The sequence below is a fragment of the Streptomyces flavofungini genome (assembly GCF_041028215.1).
In the GTDB taxonomy this organism is placed as follows: Bacteria; Actinomycetota; Actinomycetes; order Streptomycetales; family Streptomycetaceae; genus Streptomyces; species Streptomyces flavofungini_B.
On the sequence record NZ_JASKYR010001244.1, the window covers coordinates 1 to 1,424 of the forward strand.

The window sequence follows — 1,424 nt, forward strand, 5'->3', positions numbered from 1 at the left end:
CCCCCGAGCAGCAGTGCACCGGCCCRGCGCCCCCCGCGCTCCACAGCTTCCGCATGCGGCAACTCCCGCCCCAGTCAGCCGAAACGGCCCCCAGGCAAGCACAGCCGCGCCGGTCGCGGAAGACATCCGCCCGCCGAAGCGGGCGGCGTACCGGCGAACGGAAGGTGCTAGCGGGCGACGAACTGGGTCAGGATCGCCTGCACCTCGTAGATGTCGACGCCCTTGGTGAACGTCTTCTGAAGCGGCGCCGCGTTGCCCGACAGCCAGATCTTCAGCTCGGCGTCGAGGTCGAAGTGCCCGGCCGTCTCCACCGCGAAGTGCGTGATGCTGCGGTACGGGATCGAGTGGTACTCGACCTTCTTGCCGGTGATGCCCTGCTTGTCGATCATGATGAGCCGACGGTCGGTGAAGAGCATCGTGTCGCGTATCAGCAGGTACGCGGCGTGCACCTGCTCGCCGTGCCCGAGCAGCCGGGCGTACTCCTGCTGCGCGCCCGCCGGGTCGATGGTGTGCGCGTTGCCGAAAAGTGCCATGTGCTCCCCCTGGTGCCTGAGGCCTCCGGATGGCCCGGTGGCTGCGTACGACCCTAACCGGGCGGGCCGGTGAGCGGCTTGTGCGGCAGCCGGTCCGGGGACAGACCGGAGCCGCGCGCGAACTCCTCGGCGAAGCCGGGCGAGCCGGGCGGTGCCTGCCGCAGGACGGTGCTCACCGCCCGGGTGATCCGGTCGACGTCGGCGCGCTCGGCGGGCGGCAGCGGGGCCCCGACGCCGCGTCGGGCCGCGTCGGCGGCGCCGAGCAGCAGGGCCGCGTGGCGGGCCGACGCCGGGTCGCCGCCGAGGGCGGCGGCGCCCGCGAGGCCCTCAAGGGACAGCGCGAGGGCGCGGGGCTCGGCGAGGCCGCGGGCGATCTCCAGGCCGCGCAGGTGGTGGCTCTCGGCGAGGGCGGCGTCGCCCCGGAGTTCGGCGAGGAAACCGAGCTCGGCGTGGAGCAGATGGTCACCCGCGGGGGAGGAGACGTCCGTGTGGCGGTCGCGGAGACGGAGCAGATACGACTCGGCGGCGTCGAGGTCCCCCGAGCGGCGCGCGCCGAGGGCGAGGCCCATCTCGGCGTGGATCTCGCCGTAGCGGTAGCCCTGTTCGACGGCGAGTGACCGGGCCCGGGTGTGCAGGTCGCGGGCGCGGTCCCACTGCCGGGTGAGCAGGGCCAGGCGGCCGAGGCCGGAGAGGCGGGCGGATATCTCCGAGGCGAGGCCCAGCTCCGTCGCGATGCGCAGGCCCTCCAGCTGTCGGCGCTCCGCTTCTTCGTAGTCGCCCTTGATCTCGGCGAGCAGGGCGAGGGGGGTGAGGGACTGAAGGGCGCCCCACTGGTCGCCGAGCGCACGAAAGCCACCGGCGCTGCGCACCGCATCCCGCCCAGCCGCCCCG

At 73.9% G+C, this 1,424-nt stretch carries 1 protein-coding gene and 1 pseudogene; both read right to left on the bottom strand.

Annotation, left to right across the window (positions count from 1 at the left end):
• Positions 1-167 precede the first annotated feature (167 nt).
• A complete protein-coding gene (locus AB8Z36_RS40105) occupies positions 168-533 on the bottom strand; it encodes a PH domain-containing protein (RefSeq protein WP_369218286.1) in 366 nt (121 codons plus the stop codon).
• A gap of 53 nt (positions 534-586) precedes the next feature.
• A pseudogene (locus AB8Z36_RS40110) lies at positions 587-1,424 on the bottom strand (AfsR/SARP family transcriptional regulator); the annotation flags it as partial.